This is a genomic window from Bifidobacterium pullorum DSM 20433, assembly GCF_000771405.1.
Lineage (GTDB): Bacteria > Actinomycetota > Actinomycetes > Actinomycetales > Bifidobacteriaceae > Bifidobacterium > Bifidobacterium pullorum.
Window position 1 is genome coordinate 1 of record NZ_JDUI01000021.1, and the last position, 5,471, is coordinate 5,471.

3 rRNA genes are annotated in these 5,471 nt (G+C 59.7%); all 3 read right to left on the bottom strand.

What is annotated here, in order from left to right:
- Nucleotide 1 precedes the first annotated feature (1 nt).
- Nucleotides 2-118 (bottom strand): 5S ribosomal RNA (gene rrf / locus OU11_RS08465).
- Nucleotides 119-271: 153 nt separating this feature from the next.
- Nucleotides 272-3,335: ribosomal RNA gene (locus OU11_RS08470) — 23S ribosomal RNA — on the bottom strand.
- Nucleotides 3,336-3,735: 400 nt separating this feature from the next.
- Nucleotides 3,736-5,260, bottom strand: a 16S ribosomal RNA gene (locus OU11_RS08475).
- Together the 16S, 23S and 5S rRNA genes form the textbook arrangement of a ribosomal RNA operon.
- Nucleotides 5,261-5,471 lie beyond the last annotated feature (211 nt).

The following is a 5,471-nucleotide window of genomic DNA, read 5'->3' on the forward strand; positions in this document are numbered from 1 at the left end:
AATGCGGCGGCGTGCTACTCTCCCACATCCTCTCGGGTGCAGTACCATCGCCGTGCCAGGCCTTAGCTTCCGGGTTCGGAATGGGACCGGGCGTCTCACCTGGGCCATGGCCGCCGCAAATCTTCTGTTGTTCTTCCCGCCCCTGGGGGCGGGGGATGGTTCCGGGTGACGGATCGGGAACCGGAGGATGGACGCGATGTTTCGTGTTCCGCGCATTGTGACCACGCGCTCCCTGTCGTCCGGGATGCGGCCGTGTCGCGTACGATGCGTGATGAATTGTCCCTCGTCCGTTAGTACCGGTCAGCTCCACCCCTCGCGGGGCTTCCACGTCCGGCCTATCAACCACGTGTTCTGCATGGGGACTACAGCGCCCGAAGGCGCATGGAACCCTTATCTTGGAGCAGGCTTCCCGCTTAGATGCTTTCAGCGGTTATCCCTTCCGAACGTAGCCAACCAGCCGCGCCACTGGCGTGACGACTGGCATACCAGAGGTTCGTCCACCCAGGTCCTCTCGTACTATGGGCAGGTCTCCTCAAGGTTCCGACGAGCGCAGAGGATAGAGACCAAACTGTCTCACGACGTTCTGAACCCAGCTCGCGTGCCGCTTTAATCGGCGAACAGCCGAACCCTTGGGACCTGCTCCAGCCCCAGGATGCGACGAGCCGACATCGAGGTGCCAAACCATCCCGTCGATATGGACTCTTGGGAATGATCAGCCTGTTATCCCCGGGGTACCTTTTATCCGTTGAGCGATGCCGCGTCCGTACGCCGGCACCGGATCACTATCTCCGACTTTCGTCCCTGCTCGACCCGTCGGTCTCGCAGTCAAGCCCGCTTGTGCGATTGCACTCGACACCCGATTGCCAACCGGGCTGAGCGGACCTTTGAGCGCCTCCGTTACTCTTTGGGAGGCAACCGCCCCAGTTAAACTACCCGCCAGGCACTGTCCCTGAGCAGGATGACTGCTCGAGGTTAGACATCAAACGAGAACAGAGCGGTATTTCACCTACGGCTCCACACGAGCTGGCGCCCATGCTTCGAAGCCTCCCGCCTATGCTACACAATCCGCGCCTAATGCCAATACCAAGGTATAGTAAAGGTCCCGGGGTCTTTTCGTCCTTCTGCGCTTAACGAGCATCTTTACTCGTACTGCAATTTCGCCGAGCTCCTGGTCGAGACAGTGGGGAAGTCGTTACGCCATTCGTGCAGGTCGGAACTTACCCGACAAGGAATTTCGCTACCTTAGGATGGTTATAGTTACCACCGCCGTTTACCGGGGCTTGAATTCACCGCTGCCCCCCGAAGGGATGACGGATCCTCTTAACCTTCCGGCACCGGGCAGGCGTCAGAGCGTATACAGCGACTTACGTCTTCGCACGCTCCTGTGTTTTTGGTAAACAGTCGCTACCCCCTGGTCTGTGCCACCCCCAACCGCTCGGGCCGCAAGGGCCGTCACCGCCGGGGGTCTCCCTTATACCGAAGGCACGGGAGTAATTTGCCGAGTTCCTTGACCAGGATTCGCTCGATCGCTTTGGTATTCTCTACCTGACCACCAGTGTCGGTTTGGGGTACGGGCGGCTGACAGCCTGACGCCGAAGCTTTTCTCGGCAGCTAGGATCACCGGATTCGGCCCCAACGGGCCCCACCATCACACCTCGGCCTGATGCGGGACGGATTTGCCTGCCCCGCGGCTTGCGTGCTTGGCCACGGAAAACCACCTCCGCGGCCGGCTACCTCTCTGCGTCACTCCTGCGCTGACCTACCGGGGCTACGCTCCCAACACGACGACCCGCCCCAAGCCCGAAGGCCGGGGACGCGACGACGCGGAGGTTAGTACTCACCCTTTCGGTTTGGGCGGCTGAAAGCCGGTACGGGAATATCGACCCGTTCATCCATTCGACTACGCCTGTCGGCCTCGCCTTAGGACCCGACTCACCCAGGGACGATGAACGTGGCCCTGGAACCCTTGGTCATCCAGCGGGCGGGATCTTCACCCGCCTCTCGCTACTCATGTCTGCATTCTCACTCCCCAACGGTCCACGGCAGGATTACTCCGCCGCTTCGCCCCGCAGGGGACGCTCTCCTACCCAGCGTCAAAAACGCTGCCGCGTCTTCGGTGGCGTGCTTGAGCCCCGCTACATTGTCGGCGCGGAACCACTAGACCAGTGAGCTGTTACGCACTCTTTCAAGGGTGGCTGCTTCTAAGCCAACCTCCTGGCTGTCTATGCGACTCCACATCCTTTCCCACTTAGCACGCGCTTGGGGACCTTAGACGACGGTCTGGGCTGTTTCCCTTTCGACGACGGAGCTTATCCCCCGCCGACTCACTGCCGGGATACACGTCACGGGTATTCGGAGTTTGGCTGCTATTGGTACCCGATATGGGCCCGCAAGCATCCAGTAGCTCTACCCCCCGGACGCAATAACCCGACGCTGCACCTAAATGCATTTCGGAGAGAACCAGCTATCACGGAATTTGATTGGCCTTTCACCCCTAACCCCAAGTCATCCCCCCGGTTTTCAACCCAGGTGGGTTCGGTCCTCCACGCGGTCTTACCCGCGCTTCAACCTGCTCAGGGCTAGATCATCCCGCTTCGGGTCCAGGACGCGCGACTCAAACGCCTTTTAAGACTCGCCTTCGCTACGCGTACACCACACGGCTTACGCTCGCCACACGCCACTGACTCGCAGACTCATTTTTCGATAGGCACGCCGTCACCCCCCAAAAGGAAGGCCCCGACGGATTGTAGGCGCACGGTTTCAGGAACTGTTTCACTCCCCTCCCGGGGTGCTTTTCACCTTTCCCTCACGGTACTAGTACGCTATCGGTCAGACAGATATACTTAGGCTTACCCGACGGTCCGGGCAGATTCGCACGGGATTCCACGGGGCCCGTGCTACTTGGGAGACGCGACCGGGAGACGACGCACGTTCGGCTACGGGGCCATCACCCTCTGCGGCCGGGAATTCAATCCCGTTCGCCTCGAACGCCGTTTTATCACTCCCGCCGGGCCCGTCGGGGCCCGGACGCGCGATCCCGCAACACCGCATGCGCAACCCCCGACGGGTATCACACGCACACGGTTTGGCCTCATCCGCTTTCGCTCGCCACTACTCACGGAGTATCCTTTCCTGCAGGTACTGAGATGTTTCACTTCCCTGCGTACCCCCCGCCCAAAGGCGGTACCACCCCATGACGGGTGGTGGGTTCCCCCATTCGGAAATCCTCGGATCAAAGCCCTGCTGGCGGCTCCCCGAGGCTTATCGCAGCCTCACACGTCCTTCATCGGTACTGTCTGCCAAGGCATCCACCATACGCCCTTCACGGACAACCCACACAAGGCGCCCGCGACAAAAGCCAGCAAACACCGGACAACAGATCTTCGCACTCATGATCACAAAAACGATCAGAACAAAAGAACAAAACCCTAACAATAGAGTTCGTCCGAAAAAACAGTAAACAAGAACAAAGAATTCTTGCTCGCGTCCACTCTCCAGTTCTCAAACCACCACCACGACCAGGAACCGAAACCCACCCGCGCACGCGGAGGGGACGGGACCCGGTATGGGGACCGCGCCAGACCCGAAGGCCCGGTGGCGATCCGGGAACCCAAAAGCATGCCCATACCACAAGAGCCGCCATGATCTCTTCCACACCAGCAGCCCACCGGACACCGGACCATCCGGACCGGGGGCGACACCGGACGCGAAAACCCGCGCCCTGAATCTCCGTAGAAAGGAGGTGATCCAGCCGCACCTTCCGGTACGGCTACCTTGTTACGACTTAGTCCCAATCACGAGCCTCACCTTAGACGGCTCCCCCCCAAGAAGGGTTAGGCCACCGGCTTCGGGTGCTGCCCACTTTCATGACTTGACGGGCGGTGTGTACAAGGCCCGGGAACGCATTCACCGCGACGTTGCTGATTCGCGATTACTAGCGACTCCGCCTTCACGCAGTCGAGTTGCAGACTGCGATCCGAACTGAGACCGGTTTTCAGGGATCCGCTCCATGTCGCCATGTCGCATCCCGTTGTACCGGCCATTGTAGCATGCGTGAAGCCCTGGACGTAAGGGGCATGATGATCTGACGTCATCCCCGCCTTCCTCCGGGTTAACCCCGGCGGTCCCCCGTGAGTTCCCGCCATGACGCGCTGGCAACACGGGGCGAGGGTTGCGCTCGTTGCGGGACTTAACCCAACATCTCACGACACGAGCTGACGACGACCATGCACCACCTGTGAACCCGCCCCGAAGGGAAACCCCATCTCTGAGGTCGTCGGGAACATGTCAAGCCCAGGTAAGGTTCTTCGCGTTGCATCGAATTAATCCGCATGCTCCGCCGCTTGTGCGGGCCCCCGTCAATTTCTTTGAGTTTTAGCCTTGCGGCCGTACTCCCCAGGCGGGATGCTTAACGCGTTAGCTCCGACACGGAACCCGTGGAAAGGGCCCCACATCCAGCATCCACCGTTTACGGCGTGGACTACCAGGGTATCTAATCCTGTTCGCTCCCCACGCTTTCGCTCCTCAGCGTCAGTAACGGCCCAGAGACCTGCCTTCGCCATTGGTGTTCTTCCCGATATCTACACATTCCACCGTTACACCGGGAATTCCAGTCTCCCCTACCGCACTCCAGCCCGCCCGTACCCGGCGCAGATCCACCGTTAAGCGATGGACTTTCACACCAGACGCGACGAACCGCCTACGAGCCCTTTACGCCCAATAATTCCGGATAACGCTTGCACCCTACGTATTACCGCGGCTGCTGGCACGTAGTTAGCCGGTGCTTATTCAACGGGTACACTCACTCTCGCTTGCTCCCCGATAAAAGCGGTTTACAACCCGAAGGCCTCCATCCCGCACGCGGCGTCGCTGCGTCAGGCTTTCGCCCATTGCGCAATATTCCCCACTGCTGCCTCCCGTAGGAGTCTGGGCCGTATCTCAGTCCCAATGTGGCCGGTCGCCCTCTCAGGCCGGCTACCCGTCGAAGCCTTGGTGGGCCATCACCCCACCAACAAGCTGATAGGACGCGACCCCATCCCATGCCGCAAAAGCTTTCCCAGAATCCCATGCGGTCATCTGGAGCATCCGGCATTACCACCCGTTTCCAGGAGCTATTCCGGTGCATGGGGCAGGTTGGTCACGCATTACTCACCCGTTCGCCACTCTCACCCCGGCGCAAGCGCCAGGGATCCCGTTCGACTTGCATGTGTTAAGCACGCCGCCAGCGTTCATCCTGAGCCAGAATCGAACCCTCCACAAAAAAACATTGCGAAGACATCCGAACGATGACTCCAAAACATTGAATTGACGGGACCGTTTATAAGGAAAACGATCCACACAAAAACCCCGACCCCCATCAAAACCCCTCGGCTACTCCACCCCAAACAAGGCGAAGCGGGAATCGGACTGGCAATCAAAAAACGACTCTAAAAAGTAGTACAAACACGCTCTTGAGTTCTCAAACCACCACC